Source organism: Sphingobacterium sp. UBA7625, from assembly GCF_002484085.1.
Taxonomy (GTDB): domain Bacteria; phylum Bacteroidota; class Bacteroidia; order Sphingobacteriales; family Sphingobacteriaceae; genus Sphingobacterium; species Sphingobacterium athyrii.
In genome coordinates, this window is sequence record NZ_DLJD01000037.1 from 19,696 (window position 1) to 35,620 (window position 15,925).

Annotated in this window: 10 protein-coding genes; 7 read left to right on the forward strand and 3 right to left on the reverse strand. The window is 40.1% G+C overall.

What is annotated here, in order from left to right:
• Nucleotides 1-10 precede the first annotated feature (10 nt).
• On the forward strand, nucleotides 11-931 hold the full coding sequence (gene rsgA / locus B4G94_RS16340; protein WP_286860160.1) for a ribosome small subunit-dependent GTPase A: 921 nt from the start codon (nucleotides 11-13) through the stop codon (nucleotides 929-931).
• Nucleotides 932-988: 57 nt separating this feature from the next.
• Here the strand turns inward: rsgA and B4G94_RS16345 are convergent, their stop codons facing one another.
• Complete coding sequence (locus tag B4G94_RS16345; protein WP_286860161.1) at nucleotides 989-3,445, reverse strand: hypothetical protein; 2,457 nt, start codon at nucleotides 3,443-3,445, stop codon at nucleotides 989-991.
• On the reverse strand, nucleotides 3,405-4,316 hold the full coding sequence (locus B4G94_RS16350; protein WP_286860163.1) for a hypothetical protein: 912 nt from the start codon (nucleotides 4,314-4,316) through the stop codon (nucleotides 3,405-3,407). Before B4G94_RS16350 ends, B4G94_RS16345 begins: the two co-directional genes overlap by 41 nt.
• A gap of 222 nt (nucleotides 4,317-4,538) precedes the next feature.
• On the opposite strand from B4G94_RS16350, the gene B4G94_RS16355 reads away from it, so the two are divergent.
• From B4G94_RS16355 to B4G94_RS16375, 5 genes are all read left to right on the forward strand, one after another.
• Entirely contained in the window at nucleotides 4,539-6,434 is a 1,896-nt protein-coding gene (locus tag B4G94_RS16355; protein WP_286860164.1) for a hypothetical protein, read from the forward strand.
• A gap of 125 nt (nucleotides 6,435-6,559) precedes the next feature.
• Entirely contained in the window at nucleotides 6,560-8,350 is a 1,791-nt protein-coding gene (locus tag B4G94_RS16360; RefSeq protein WP_286860166.1) for a TrkH family potassium uptake protein, read from the forward strand.
• 98 nt (nucleotides 8,351-8,448) lie between these two features.
• The gene (locus B4G94_RS16365) at nucleotides 8,449-9,135 is read left to right on the forward strand and encodes a potassium channel family protein (RefSeq protein WP_108634575.1); all 687 of its coding nucleotides are present in this window, start codon (nucleotides 8,449-8,451) and stop codon (nucleotides 9,133-9,135) included.
• A 4-nt stretch (nucleotides 9,136-9,139) separates the two neighbouring features.
• Complete coding sequence (locus B4G94_RS16370) at nucleotides 9,140-9,457, forward strand: YbjQ family protein (RefSeq protein WP_104383460.1); 318 nt, start codon at nucleotides 9,140-9,142, stop codon at nucleotides 9,455-9,457.
• 235 nt (nucleotides 9,458-9,692) lie between these two features.
• The gene (locus B4G94_RS16375; protein ID WP_286860169.1) at nucleotides 9,693-12,173 is read left to right on the forward strand and encodes a YfhO family protein; all 2,481 of its coding nucleotides are present in this window, start codon (nucleotides 9,693-9,695) and stop codon (nucleotides 12,171-12,173) included.
• Nucleotides 12,174-12,204: 31 nt separating this feature from the next.
• On the opposite strand, the gene B4G94_RS16380 is transcribed toward B4G94_RS16375, so the two are convergent.
• On the reverse strand, nucleotides 12,205-12,801 hold the full coding sequence (locus B4G94_RS16380) for a ribonuclease HII (RefSeq protein ID WP_108634577.1): 597 nt from the start codon (nucleotides 12,799-12,801) through the stop codon (nucleotides 12,205-12,207).
• 222 nt (nucleotides 12,802-13,023) lie between these two features.
• Between B4G94_RS16380 and B4G94_RS16385 the strand changes: the two genes are divergently transcribed.
• Complete coding sequence (locus B4G94_RS16385) at nucleotides 13,024-15,873, forward strand: outer membrane beta-barrel protein (protein ID WP_286860171.1); 2,850 nt, start codon at nucleotides 13,024-13,026, stop codon at nucleotides 15,871-15,873.
• Nucleotides 15,874-15,925 lie beyond the last annotated feature (52 nt).

Sequence of the window (15,925 nt, forward strand, 5' to 3'; positions counted from 1 at the left end):
AACAGGTTCTATGAGAGGATTGGTAACTAAGTCTACGGGTAGTTGGTATCAGGTTTTGGGCGAAGACGGCAAAAGATATGATTGCCGGATCAAAGGGAAATTTCGTACCAAGGGAATTAAAACAACCAATCCGGTAGCTGTGGGCGATTGGGTGCATTTTGATGTAGAGCCGGATCTTGAAAGTGCTGTCATTCGCGAGCTGGAGCCCCGTCGCAATTACATTATTCGAAAGTCGGTGAATCTTTCTAAACAAACGCAAATTATCGGAGCTAACTTGGACCAAGCCTTACTGGTGGTCACTTTGGCTTCTCCACCAACTTCTTTGGGTTTTATTGATCGTTTTTTGGTAACGACCGAAGCTTACGGCATACCAGCGGTGCTTATTTTTAATAAACTCGACCTTTTTAGTGATGAGGGGCTAGAGATATTGGCCGAGTATAAAGCTATTTATGAACGAATAGGGTATCTGTGTTATGAGGTGTCTGCCCTAAAAGGAAAGAACATTGATGTTGTCAAGGGGTTGCTTCAGGATAAAATTACATTGGTTTCGGGACATTCCGGTGTGGGTAAATCCACATTGATCAACGCAATTGTACCTGAATATGGTCTGAAAACGGGTGAAATTTCAGACTGGTCTGACAAAGGCAAGCATACCACAACATTTGCGGAGATGTTTGATTTGCCATTTGGGGGAAAACTGATTGATACGCCCGGCATTCGCGAATTGGGGATTGTGGATATTGAAAAGCAAGAACTGTCCCATTTTTTTCCTGAGATGCGCGCGTTGATGAACCAGTGCCGATTCAATAATTGTAGACATATCAACGAGCCCGGCTGTGTTATTATGGAAGCCGTGGAGGATGGGGAGATTGAATCTTCACGTTACGATAGTTATCTCAGTATATATCATAATGAAGATAGCAGAGCTTAATACAGAAGAGGCTTCCATATATGGAAGCCTCTTCTGTATTTAAAAGGACGAGCGGGTTTATTTTATGGCTTGTGTCAGATTCAGGTAGTCCCTTAGATAGGTACATTCCTTTGAAGCCATATTGAAAAAAGGCGTGCCCTTATAATGCGTATTTAGCTCTTTAAAGTATTTATTCTGCAGCGAAAAGCGGTAGAACGGATTTTTCAATGGGGAGTCATAATATTGCCAACGTGTTTCATCTGTATAAACAAAATCCTTCTGTTCACATTTTGCAAGCATGAAGGTACATTTGGCCTTAAATTCTTTATCTGCGCTCAGTGAACGGGCTTTGGAATACCATTCTTTTGCTGATTTTGTCTGTAAATAATTCCGTTGCCAGTGAATTGTTGTAGCGGCATGACTGTCTGAGGATGCCCAATCGTACGACACCAGGGACCAGGCATTTCCGTAGGTGCTGGTCTGATAAATTCCTGTAGCCATCTGAAAATAATAGTCTGCTTTCTTCTGATTGTTTTTTTCGCTTTTTATGGCATTTTCCAATCGCGCCATACGTTCAGCATATTTTAGCTTGGTTGTATTTTCTTTTCCGTATTTCTTGGGATAATCATTGATGGTGACGATGAATGGGCTGGGTATAACATTATTTTCATCTTCGCTGTACGAGTTCTTTATTTCTTTTGTTTTGTGGTCTTTAGGAAGCGTCTGTAGTGTTTTGGCGGCGTTTTGGAAGTCCAGTTCCCGTAAATATGCTGTCCCTAAAAGCTCGGTCAGATAGTCTTTATTGAAATGCTTGATATCCTCTAATAAAAAACGGGATAATGTGTTTTGCTGTGTGTTGTCGGACAATAAAGTTCTTATTTTTATTAATGTTTTGGGTGTAAGACTATTTTCCCAAAAGTGCATGGTGGACCATTGCATGTTGTCTTCAAGATAATCCTTTGCGACACCATAATTATAGAAAATATCTGCTTTAACAGCGGCTAAACTCGCCATGGCAGTATCCTGCGTGCTGAGATAGTGTTTGACGACGAGATTCTGGAGTATGTTTCTGGCGATTAAACTATAGTTGCTGTATTCGAAAGCACTATAGCTCCATTCGTTTTTCTTGCTTGAACTTTTACCGTCTTCTTTGGCCTTCTCTTCCAACCATGCCAATGTTTTGACAAGCTTTGGTTGGTCTATCTGTTTGCTGGTTTGCCAATCGGCTAACTGCGCAAGTAATGCCGTAATCTGATATTGATCTGCCAGCTTAGGGTTCAGATCACTTTCCTTGACCAGGGCAAGATATTTTTTTGCAAGATCATTTTCTTTGTTCATCCAGCTTAAATAGGCTGCAGTAATCAAGCCGAGCTGTGGTTGGACGTATTTTTTGTCTTGATAAAGGTTTAAAGCAAAATTACGAAGGGAATCCAAGTGTTGTTTAACTGTGTTTTTGTCCTCGTTTCGGGAATAATAATTATAGTTTTCGCCGTAGCCGATGTAAAACGACTCGTTCATGTCACCTTCTATTTTATTGACTTCTCTTCCTAGCAAAACGGCATTTACTGTATTGGCTGGATCAAGCTTATAACAGGCGTTTAAATATTTCATGGTGCGGTCTCCTGTACCGAAACCAATAATGGCGTTAATGTTAAAATTGTCGGCATCATTGGTTGCATATTGAAAAATTTCAGTATCGGAAGCTGTGATGTAATGAAAATTTGAGTAGGCCAAAACACGTCGTTCGGGACTTGCTGTGAATAATTTGGAAAAAAGGTAGGCGGCTTTGGCTCCATCTCCATTTTTACGGACGGCGCCAGCATAGTTTGAAAGGGCCCAATTTAGAATCGCATCATTGCCTTTAATGGGCTGAAGGTATTTTTCATAAATAGCAATACTTTTCCCATATTCCTGACCGAATAGATATAAGCGTGCAGCCTGATAAGCATAACGCACAAAAAGAAAACTGTTTTTTTTATGCTTGTTGATCTGCGCTTCGGCGAGTTCAGCATATTGTACGATCTCTTTAAAATTCCGCGTATCGGGATCCCAGTAATTATGCTGAACATTTGTAATAGGCTCTTGCTTTTTTGTGAAAACAAAGTAAGCTCGCTCAGGCTCATGTTTACCATCAATTAAGGTTTGTACAAATGTATTTCCTTTGATGGAGTCAGGAAGATTACTCCAGGAAGATTTTTTTTGATTACTGACCAAATCAGCCGTCGCCGAATCGCTGCGGTACATTAATTGTTCAATATCATTTACATTTACTCCAGGCCCCAAGTGTTTTGCCCAAGCTTCGCTGTTAACGAGGCTTTCCTTAACTGGAGCTTCTTCAGTGTAGAGAAATTGATAAGGGATGTATTGAAATGCAGAAAACCCGTTGTCTTCAAGATTTGGAAGATAATAAGTCGTTTGGTTGTCATAGGGATCCACTTCGGGACCACAAGCGATATTTGTTGCAATTTCTCCAAAGAAGAATGCAATAGTAGTGCTAGAAAGCACGAATAATTTCCTGTAACTCGGCATTGTCATGATTTGCTAATGTAGCTTGATCTAAATGATAAAAAATAATCTGATGTTTTTTCCCTTTCAACTCTCCCCTCAAAAATTTTGCCGTTTGCAAAAGATCATTTTGTGTTACTTTCTCAAACCGCACGACATCGCCTTTTTTGAGGTTTGCTTTAGGGAGATCGACAGCCAAAATATATAAGTTGCTGTTCGGATTATGGGTAAATAGGTTTGTGTTATTGATATCCTGCTCGCTAATATATTTTGAAATGCCGATGTAACTATTGTTTCTAAAGACCACAAACCATTGAAATAAGGGAAGAGCGATATCCATTTCCATTGGATAATTGCGTAGCGTACCACCTAAATAGGTATTTAGATCCTGTTGATTCAGGATAGAATTCTGGTTTCCGAATTGGCGCAAGTTGCCCATGTTGTAACACATTAATGTTGCTTTTTTTACTGGCGGGATACCACTTGTAACCGTGTTCTTAACCTGATGTAACCTTAATGTTGAGCTGACGACAATGCCTTTTAAATCTGGTAATTCTTGTAGGTACTTGAGCAGGTAGAAGAATTTGTCCCGTGAGGATTGAGTCCAGTCACAGTCCAGTTGCAATTCGTTAAATTCTTCTTTGCCGGCCTGCTTAATTTTTGCAGAGACAAAAGGTACAATTTTATTGGCTAAAGCCCTTATCTGTAAACTGTCCATTTCTGAAAAAATGCGTTGATTGATAAACACGACTGGTATTAACGCTTGTTCTTTAGGGACTGGCTGGGGAAAGGTAATGGGGCTAATCGGGACCGCCTGAACACCGGATGGGTCAAAGTCTATATCCATAATTCGTGTATATATGGATTTGGCTTTGACTTCTTTTAGTGCACGATGCTCCATGGTGTCAATTTTAAAGACCGTTTTCCAATAATAGAAGCCTGTTTCGGGGTTGGAATCTGAACAAGAATTGAATACAAGTAGCCAAAAAGGTATAAGAAATAAAAAATGTCGTGTCCGAAGCTGCATATTCGCTTTATTTAATAGTAGTTGAAACAAAAAGGGAATTGATCTTGTTTGCTATTCAATAAAATAAAGACTAAATTACAAAGAGATTGCGACTTTATGAAGCCTATTTTTAAGTGGATCATTGGAATTGTTGTGTTTATCCTTCTGGCTTTGACCGGAAGCATTATGTATTTTAGCAATAAATGGAAACCGCTGCTGGATACCAAAATAAAACAGTTGGTTTTGCAGGCGACAGATAGCTTGTATACGGTTCACTATGACGATATCCATGTTAATCTGGCGTTGGGGAATCTGACCATTGATAACCTTCATTTAATTCCTGATAGTATAGTGTATAAGAAATTGGAGCTTCTGAAAAAGGCTCCGGACAATCGCTACGCAATAGCCATCAACAAGCTTAAGATTAAAAGTTTTGGCATCCGTAAGGTGCTGATGGATAAAGAGCTTTTTTTACACGATGTTACTGTGGATACGCCCACTATACATGTTATCAATGAGCTGCATAGTTATAACAATACGGTAAGCCAAGGTCCTAAGAAACCCTTGTATGAGAAGATAAAAGATAATTTAAAGAAGATTCATGTTGAAGCTGTTAACTTGAATAATATAGATTTTAAATATACTCAGGTACAAAAGGGGGTACATCAGGACTTTGAAATAAAAAAAGTAAAAGTGCGGATTGATGACGTTCTTATTGATTCAACTTCGGAACAAGATAGACAGCGTTTTTATCATACGAAGATGATCGACATTGAAGTGCCGGGCTTTACTTATCAAACTCCGGATGGATTTTATAAAATCAATTTTGATAAGCTTAAGATCAATAGTAAAGAAAGAAATGTCCTTTTGACTAAAGTAGCTTACCAACCGACGTTAAATAAAGCGGCTTACTACAAGAAGAAAGGGGAAGGCGGGAGTTATGTTGTTTTTAAAATGGATACCCTTAAACTGGCGGAGTTCAATTTTGGACAGCTTTCCAGAGATAAAAAGGTTTATGCACAAAAAGCATTCTTAAAGAATGGGCAACTTTCTATCTATAGCGATAAGCATTACAAAAGTTCTGCTACTCGGCAGATCGGAAATGCGCCACACATGAAATTGATGCGGATGTCAACCCGGTTGGGAATTGATTCGCTGATCTTGGATAATATTGGCATTTCTTATTCCGAGATGAGCGATAAATATAGCCAGATAGGAACTATCACTTTCAATCATACCTACGGTACAATATTGAATGTGACCAACGATTCGACAAAGTTGCTGAAACAGAAACTCATGCGGGCTAATCTGAGCACTAATTTTATGAATTCAGGAAAGCTCGTGACCAATTTTGTTTTTGATATGACCTCTAAAGTTGGGGCTTATACCTACAAAGGGAGTCTTGGACAGATGGATTTAACAGTTGTTAATAAAATGATTCGGCCACTGCTGAATGTTGAGGTTAAATCTGGTAACCTGAGACAAATCGTATTTGATGTCTGGGCCAATGATTATCGAAGCAAAGGAACGTTTAAAATGGATTACAATGATTTAAAGGTTAACATACTCTCTGAAACAGGTGACGACGGACGCAGGGAAAAGAAGGGCTTTCTTTCTTTCATGGTCAATCAGGTTTTATTCAATCCCGGCAACCCAGACCTGTATGGTAAATACACGATAGGGCATATCAACAAACATCGGGATCCCTATCATCCTTTCTTTAAAGCGATGTGGCAAAGTCTGCTGATGGGTATTAAGCAATGTGTTGGTTTAGGGCCAGAGCGCGAGGCAAAATTGATGAATACGGCTGATCGCGTTGAGAAGGTCGTGAACGGAGTGGAGAAAGCGAAAAAATTATTCTCGGGGATATTTAAAAAGCATAAAACTGCCGAAGAATTGCTAAAGGAGGAAAAAGAAGAGGAGGCAAAAGCTGCCGCCAAAATAGAAGAAAAACGAAAACGTGATCGAGAGAAGGCTGAAAGGGAATTGGAGAAAGAATCCCCGGGAGATTAGGGAGCGAAGATGTATTGAAAGGCATCGGCAGATTCCGTTTCACGTGAAAATAGCCTGCCCATTGGATGAGAAGATATAGATAGATTTTTGAATAAAGGCAAATTTATCTTAGTTTGCGGTTTATAATGGTAGATTCGATATTAAGTTTTGTTCGATTTGTTTTCAAATATAAAAACGGTCTAGTAGATAAGATCATGTTCTACGCCAGCATGATTTGTGCTGCAATTGTGATTTTCAACGTAGGTTATGTCACAGACCCGATATTGGGTATATTACTGGGCAAGACAATTCATTACTTATTTTTTGTGCTTTTTTTTATGATCGCGTTGCGGGAGTCATCATCCATTTATGCGCTGAAAAAAATTGCCGTCGAACATTACTCCGGACTGCTCATCCTGATTTATTTTATTTTTATTTTGATAGCCCGTTTCGCCGGAATTGAAGCACTAGCTGTCTTTTCCCGCGAGCAGTGGATTTACCTGGGTATTTATATTATTTTTATCGCTGAGCTCTCCAAAAGTACCCTCTTTTTCGATAATTTTTATTTTAATCCCACCATACTGTTTGTCATCAGCTTCCTCGTGCTTATCCTGATCGGGACAGTCCTATTGATGCTACCGCGAACAACAATAGAAGCTCCGCTCAGTTTTGTCGATGCCTTGTTTATGGCGACCAGTGCTGTCTGCATAACTGGATTATCCGTAGCAGATATTTCGACCAACTTTAGCATGTTTGGCCAGACCGTTATTATTGTATTGATACAAGTCGGCGGACTCGGAATTATGACCTTTACGGGTTTCTTTGGCTATTTTTTTTCTGGCGGATTCTCATTCAAAAACCAATTGATGTTTGGCGAAATATTGGGGGAAAATAAAGTGGCCTCGGTGATCAAAACCTTATTGACCATGATATTTATTACACTATTGTTTGAATTTCTAGGTGCGATATTGATCTTTAGTACCCTTGAAAAGGCTAATTTCCCTAATATGGGGAGTATGATTTTCTTTTCGATCTTCCATTCCATTTCTTCATTTTGTAACGCTGGATTCTCTATTTTATCTGGCGGAATCACCAATGAGGCTTATAAGTTCAACTATCCATTTCAGCTGGCGCTCTCTTCGTTGTTTATTCTTGGTGGATTAGGCTTTGGAATTGTACTGAACTTCTATACCTACATTAAGGAGTCAATATTGCTTTGGTATCACCGTTTAGTTACGAAGAAAAATTACAAACATAAGGCGTGGAGCTTTAGTTTTAACTCCAAATTGGTATTGCTATGTAATGCGATTATTATTGTTGCAGCAACACTGTTCTTCTATTTTTTGGAACGCAAGAATACACTTTCTTTGGAAAAAGGTTTTGACGGTGAATGGGCAACATCTTTTTTTATGGCAAATGCTGCGCGTTCGGCGGGCTACAATAGCATCGATCTAAGTTTCGTCGGCGCGCCAACTATTTTTCTGATTATGGTATTGATGTGGGTAGGTGCTTCTCCGGGGTCTACTGGAGGTGGGGTAAAGGTGACGACAGTGGCGCTATCTTTTCTGAATATCATTTCTTTGGCAAAAGGAAAGGAATATATTGAAATTTTTAAAAGGAGAATAGCGAGTGAATCCGTGAATAAGGCTTTTGCGATTATTCTATTATCATTCCTCGTCGTTGGGCTGAGTTTTTTTGTTCTTATTTTTACCGATCCGGACAAAAGCATGAAGGATTTGCTTTTTGAATCCTTATCGGCATATACGACCTGCGGATTAAGTTTGGGCATAACTCCTTCCTTAAGCATGGGTGGAAAATTGATCATAGTCGTGACCATGCTGGTTGGTCGTGTGGGGATGTTGACTTTGTTGGTAGCATTTATTAAAAATACGACCCGTAGAAATATGATATTTCCGGAGGAAAAGATCCTGTTTTAATTTTGTTTGCTTATGTATAAAGATACAAAAGATCAAAGGGTGTCTATTTGCAAAGCGATTAGACTTGCAAATAAAATAAATTTATCTTAGTTTGAGTTATGAAGTATATTGTTTTAGGGTTAGGACACTTCGGGCGTTCATTGGGCGTTCATCTTACTGAACTCGGTCATGAAGTAATCGGTGCGGATCGAAATCTAACTATTGTAGAGCAGCTCAAAGATAAGATCACGCATACAGTATGCCTAGATACAACAGACCGGGAGGCTGTATCTTCGCTGCCTTTAAAAGATGCTCATGCTGTCATTGTCGCCATTGGAGAGGATGAGGGGGCATCGCTCATGACAGTCGCACTCCTAAAGCAACTAAAAGTAAAACGTATCATTGGCCGTATCGTATCTGATCTGCAGAAGACAGTTTTGGAAGCTATGGAGATCAATGAGTATATCATGCCAGAGGAAGAAGCTGCAGAACGATTGGCAATGCGGTTGGACAATATTGATATCGTTGATTCATTTAAGGTGTCAGATCGGTATTCTATCGTAGAAACAAAGGTGCCACAGCGTTATGTCGGAATGACATTGCGGGAGGCCAATCTGACCAACCTTTATAAAATTATCGTACTGACAACAGTGCAAATTACAGAGACAAAAAAGGACGGAATCACCAAAGAACAAAAGGAAGCATCTGGTATTGCCACCTCTGAAACGGTAATGGCAGAAGGTGATATCTTAGTTGTTTTTGGCGAATTGTCCAATATTAATAAGTTAATTCAAAAAGGAGAATAAAATTATGTTATTAACAACAACAAGTATTATCGAGGGGCACCAGATTGATCGTTATCTGGGGATTGTTTCTTCAGAGGTTGTTCTTGGAGCCAATGCCATTAAAGATATGATGGCTGGTTTTAGAGATTTTTTTGGTGGTCGCTCTAATTCTTATGAGCGTGCATTTCAGGAAACTCGTGAGGCAGCATTGCGTGAGCTTGAAGACCGTGCTAGGGCGCTAGGGGCCGATGCTGTCGTAGGCGTTCGGCTGGATTTCCAGACTGTAGGAACAGGCGGAATGATGATGGTCGGGGCAACCGGAACTGCCGTTAAGATGAAATAAATCCAGATTGGCCCTAACTATAATTAGGGCCTTTTTTGCAAAAGGCGTCTCATTTCATTTTCAGGAACTGTCGTTAAGTAAGAAAATCGCGCCATTGGCCTCACACTTTCTGTGATCTTTTCTTTCTAGGATCAAGGGAGGCATATTTAATAGATTGGTCATAATTATAATTGTATATAAAAACAAATTTATCTAAGTTTGGCTTTTAAGACTTGTAAACAACCTAAGAGGATAAATGAAAAATTGGTTTAAGGTAAATTCAGCACATTTAATCGTTATTGCGCTATTCATTGTGCTCGTATTTTTTTATTTCACGCCCGTCTGGCAGGGAAAGACTCTTGCTCAATCGGATGTGGTGCAAGCTCAAGCTGGGCAAAAGGAATTATTTGACTATAAAGCCAAAGATGGGAAAGCTCCTATGTGGACGAATTCCATGTTTGGCGGAATGCCAACCTATCAGATCTGGCAAGCGAACGAAAATAACATCGGCACTTATATGCTGAAAGCCGTCAAATTTGTTTTTCCAAGCCCAATGGACACCGTGTTGTTTTATCTTTTGGGGGCCTATTTTCTTTTTAGCGTATTACGCATCAAACCCTGGCTCGCTGCGGTAGGCGCAGTGGCAATAGCCTTTACTTCATACAATTTTATTTATATTGAGGCGGGACATATCACCCGCGCCAATGCTATCGCCTTTATACCGCCTGTCATTGCAGCAGTGATCATGTGTTACCGGGGAAGCAGGCTTTGGGGGCCGGTGCTGCTGGCGTTATTTCTTTCCCTGGAAATTCGTGTCAATCACTTACAGACAACCTATTACTTGCTCATGGCATTGATGGTATATGTTATTTTTACCCTAATAGATGCGATCAGGCAAAAACAACTAAGGGAGTTTTTTATCGCCTCGGGGAGACAGGTGATTGCAGTGATCATTGCTTTAATGGTGAATGCTTCCATTTTGTTGCCCACCTGGGAGTATAGTAAGCTGAGTACACGTGGGCATGCTAATATTACAAAGGTCGATAACAATAGTACAAAAGAAAAAGGGCTGGATAAGGAATATGCTTATGAATGGAGCCAAGGTGTTGGCGAAAGCATGACTTTTCTGATCCCGAATGCTTATGGCGGAGCCACTGGAGGTCAATTGGACGAGAAGTCGCATGTGGCCAAATTCTTTATGGAAAGAGGGGGTACATCGGCAGTTCAGGCTGGACAGATGGCGCAAGGAATGCCTACTTATTGGGGCGATAAACGTTTTACATCAGGGCCTTGGTATTTTGGGGCTGGGGTTTTCTTCTTGTTCATTCTGGGACTTGTCATTGTTAAAAACAAATTCAAATGGTGGATATTAACAACCACTGTATTAGCATTGCTTTTGTCATTCGGAAGGAATTTTACATTGGTTTCGGATTTATTCTTTGATTATTTCCCAATGTACAATAAGTTTAGAGCCGTGGAATCCATCCTCGTTCTCGTTTCAATTACAGTTCCGCTCATGGCTGTCATGACGGTAAATGAATTGCTAACACGGGCTAAGGAAATTCCAAACCTGGATAAGAAAGTGCTGTATACTTTTGCCGGTGTTGGCGGAGTTTGTCTGCTGATCGGTTTGCTACCGGATCTATTCTTGAACTTCAGAAATGCTGGTCATAATAATTTAATAGAGTCGTTTACCCAACAGATTGGTGATAAATCTTTTGCGACAGAGCTGGCAAACCAATTGGTTTTGGACCGTAAAGATATCGCGAGTAAAGATGCTTATCGTTCCTTTGTTATTGTGTTGCTTACATTCGGGGCTGTTTGGTTTTACCTCAAAAGAAAGGTCAGTGAAGGGGCGTTATTGGGGACTTTGCTTGTCTTGTTCCTATTCGATCTGTGGAGCGTAGATAAACGCTTTTTGAATGATAAATCCTTTATGGAAAAGGGAGCGACTACACAGCAGGTATTCCAGCAACGTGAGGTTGACCAATTGATCTTAATGGATAAAGACCCAAGTTATCGCGTCCTTGACCTGACAACAGATCCATTTTCTGATGCACGTCCTTCCTATTACCATAAATCATTAGGCGGTTATCATGCTGCTAAATTAATGCGTTTTCAGGAAATCTTGGAGAATCAATTCAACGGAGCGCTCAACGAAGATGTGCTAGACATGTTTAATGTGCGTTATTTGATCACAACAGATCCTCAAAACCAGTCACAGCGTATCGTGAGACGGAGCACAGCAGCTGGGAATGCATGGTTTGTGGACAAAATAACCTTTGTAAAAGGAAATGCGGAAGAAATGCAGGCGATCAGCTCTTTTGATCCGCGTAAAGAAGCGTTTGTGAATCAACAGTACCAGAATGAAATCAAAGCAAAAACGTCCAGCTCGGCTACAACAGGGGAAATTAAACTGACATCGTACCATCCTGATAAAATGCAGTACGAATATACGGCTACCAATGACGCATTTGCGGTATTCTCTGAAGTTTTTTATGATAAAGGATGGAAGGCGTATGTCGATGGAAAAGAAATACCAATTATCCGTGTAGATTATTTGCTGAGAGCTTTACAGTTGCCATCAGGAACACATAAAGTCGAATTTATCTTTGATCCGGAATCACATAAGATGGGTAATCTTTTGACTTTAATATCGTCGATTATCCTTGGATTAGGCATAGTGGCAGCAGCATATTTCTCGTTACGGGAGACAAAAAAAGAAACAGCTGCATAGCAAGCTGTTTCTTTTTTTAAAGGTTGAAGCTTTAGAATAATTTGAGTTGTGGATCAGTTATTCTAAAGCTTTTTCTATGATGTGGTGTTGACCCGTATTCAAGCACCGCAGTCCGGTGTCTTACAGTCGGATAGCCTTTATTATTAAGCCAATCGTAAGCGGGGTAATCCGAAGCAATATTGTCCATATACTCGTCACGGTAGGTTTTTGCTAAGATAGAAGCGGCTGCGATAGAAAGATATTTTCCGTCCCCTTTGATAATGCAGGAATGGGGAATTGACTGATAAGGAATAAACCTGTTCCCGTCCACAATAATATATTCTGCTTTTATCTGTAGCATATCCAAGGCTTTGTGCATGGCGAGATAGCTGGCATTGTGAATATTGATGCGGTCTATTTCTTCCGCTGAGACACTCGCCACAGCATAGGCAAGTGCTTCCCGTTCAATAATAGGACGCAATGCCATCCGTTTTTTTTCGCTTAGTTTTTTCGAATCGTTGAGAAGCTCGTGATGGTAATCGGCAGGGAAAATTACTGCTGCCGCAAAGACCGGTCCTGCCAAGCAACCTCTGCCTGCCTCGTCACATCCGGCTTCAACCTGTTGATCTTGATAATATGATAGTAGCATCTTTTTATTCTGTAAATGAACGAAAGTACAAATAAAATTAGAGTTATGCATTGTAACTTCTGTGTGAATAATGCCCTTTTACATTAATTAACACTAATAATCTCTTCTTTTGTAAAGATATTGAATGTGCTGATGAGCATGGACCGGGGAGGAATGGGTTAAATGAAAACAGGAGCATTCGGTCAAGAATTTGTCAATTATAGAAATATAAAAATAAGTATTATGAGAGGCTTCATGCTTTTTTTGTTGAGTATGTTAACAGGATGGACCGTATATGGTCAGACGAGAAGCGTACAAGGAATGTTGAAAGACGATAAAAACCGCGTTATCGCGGGAGCAACAGTTAGGTTGACTTCAAAATTGGATTCCATGACCGCAGGTTCAAATATGGCCGGGATTTTCACTTTCGATAAGATCAATGCAGATACATTTAAGATTACTGTTTCTAATTTAGGCTTTGAACGTTTTGAAAAAGAGTTCAGCTTTCCGAAGGGAGAGGTAAAATACATTATCCCAAGTCTGACTTTACAACAGAATTCTCAAATGCTTGAGGAAGTCGTTGTGGATGGCGTGCCGACGGTAGTTGTGAAAAGTGATACCCTGGAGTACACGATGAAGGACCTGAAATTACGTGATGGATCCGTTGCTGAAGATGCGTTAAAAAAACTACAGGGCGTGGAGGTGGATAAAGATGGTAATGTCACTGCTCAGGGAGAATCGGTGAAACGGGTGCGGATCAATGGTAAGGACTTCTTTGGTGGAGATGTAAAAACCGCCACGCAAAACCTTCCTGCCAATATTATCCAAAAAATGCAGATTATCGATGACTACGGGGACATGGCCAATATCACAGGAAATAAGAATGGCGATTCCGAAAAAGTATTGAACATTCAGATTGATCCTAAATATAACCAAGGTCATATGACGACACTCCGTGCAGGATATGGTACAGAAGACCGTTATCAGGCAACAGGAATGTGGATGGGAATGCGCGAAGGCGAGCAGATCTCCGTTCTCGGAAATTTAAACAATACCAATGCACCTCTTTTTGATTTCAACACAACAGGAGGCGGAGCCCGACGCGGGCAGGGTGGTGGTGGACGTCGTGGCGGCGGTATGTTTGGTGGCTCAGACGGTCTCACTAAAATAGGCTCTATCGGACTTAATTTTCGGAAGGATTTTTCGGATAAATTGACAGCCTATGGTAGCTATAGTTATAGCCATAGCAATAATACAACCCTTTCCCAGCGATATATTGTGAATGCAACGCCGGGCCGGACACAAGCAGATAGTGTCGATGCGAATTCAAATACCATTGGCGGCAATCATCGTTTTGAGGCAAACGTAGAGTGGAAGCCCACTGCGAAGGATTACATTAAGATTGTGCCACAGTTTGGTTATGATGACGGGAATAATAATTCGATAACCAATTCGATTACTTATTTAAGTAATGTTTTGGATAATAAACAGGAACTAACAACTGGAACAAACTCCACAGCGCCAAGGTTTGGGATCAGTGGTTTGTATAACCGTAAACTGAATGACAATGGACGTAACTTGTTTTTCAATTTCAATTACAATAATGCCAAAACAGATAAGGATGTAAATCAGATACTTGATAGGTATATTTCCGACCCCTCCAATATCAATCAGCCCATGAGTAACATTTACCAACGTACGGTTCAGGATGCGCTCAATAAGAGTTGGAATGCGGGAGCTTCGGTAAATTATACCGAGCCTTTATCCAAAAATGGCAAATTGGAGGTGACCTATGATTTCAACAAGAATAAATATGACAATAATATCAGTCAAAAAGGTTACGATAAAGATAGCAGTAGTATTGAAAACGCATTTGAAAATGCGAAGTTAAACCTTGATTATAATTATGACTATGCTTTTACAACCCATAAAATCGGAGCGAATTATTTGTTTAGCAATGACAAGGTGACCTACTCGGTGGGAGTCGCTGGACAACCATCCCAATTGAGGGGATCAGCGATTAATTCGGGCGAGATTATTCCGATTTCCCGTAACAACATGAACTGGATGCCAATTGCTCGTTTTGAATATAAATTCTCCCGTCAATCCAATTTAAGCGTCAACTACTCCGGATCGCCAACAGAACCAGGTGTATCTCAAATTTTGCCATATAATCTGAGTACAAGTTCAACAAATATCGTGTACGGTAATGCGAACCTGAATCCAGAATTTAATCACGATTTGAAACTACGATTCCGTAAAAACGACTTTCAAAAGGGTAATAATTTCTTTGTATTCCTCAATGGATCATTAGCTGATAATAAGATTGTTAGTTTAAACAAATCGTATTACGGTCCTATCCAGAAGGATCCCACAACAGGAAAAATTGATTCGGCATTGATCTCAGAGACGCGTTATCTGAATGAGACGGGGGATCGTCCGTATGCGATCAATTCATTTTACCACTACGGTAAATCCTGGAAGGAAAAAACCTTCAATGTGATGTTGATGGGTGGTATTTCGGTGAATAAAACAATTGGCTATTCTTCGATCGATGAAAATGATAATATCGGACAAAAAAATGTAGCCCGTAATTTCGTCCTGACTCAAGGACTAATGTTTCGTTATAATCCATCCGAAAATCTGGAAATTAATCCGGGTGTTCGTTACCAATTTACACATACAGAAAATAGCTTATTACAGCGAAATAGCGATATTCAGACGTGGACACCAACATTAATTGGTTCATATAATATTTTGAAGAACACAATCTTTGGCGCCGATCTTTCGAAGTCTTTCAATCAGGGCTATGGTCAGGGGTTGTCCTCCAATCCGTTCATTATCAATACCTATGTAGAACAAAGATTCTTGAAAGATCAACGTGGGACATTACGTTTGCAAGCATTTGATTTGTTAAATCAGCAAACAAATCTTTCTCGTACTGTAGATGGCTTCTTAACGACAGATAGTCGTACCAATCGTTTGGGCCGTTATTTTATGGTCTTGTTTACGTATAAGTTCCAGAAATTCGCGATGGGTAATCCCGAAGGGGAAAACAGATTTCCGGGTGGAATGCGTCCACCGCGTATGTAAATAATAACAATCTTATAACGAATAAAAGACGAGGCTGTCTCAAATTTATTTG